Raw genomic sequence first — 252 nt, 5'->3', positions numbered from 1 at the left:
GCGCTGGCGCGCTGGGCTGGTGTCGATCTGACACGCATCAACGGTCTTGGCGTGGGCACGGTGATGACGATCCTCTCCGAAGTCGGTCCCGACCTGAGCCGCTTCGCCAACGTCAAGCACTTCTGTTGGCTCTGTCGCATTAACGAGGACGAGTAGAATCGGTGCGAATTGAAACGCAGGACATCGATGATGGCAAAGACGAAGAAAGCTCGCTCAACGTTGCCCACCGGCGCGGGCAGCGTGCTGAAGCGG

Annotated in this window: 1 pseudogene; it reads left to right on the top strand. The window is 60.3% G+C overall.

The window, feature by feature from the left end:
- Positions 1-132 (top strand): annotated as a pseudogene (locus tag GWC77_RS30015) (hypothetical protein); the annotation flags it as partial.
- Positions 133-252: the final 120 nt, after the last annotated feature.

This window comes from Paraburkholderia sp. NMBU_R16 (genome assembly GCF_013282575.1).
Taxonomy (GTDB): domain Bacteria; phylum Pseudomonadota; class Gammaproteobacteria; order Burkholderiales; family Burkholderiaceae; genus Trinickia.
This window is presented reverse-complemented; position numbering and strand designations above follow the sequence as displayed.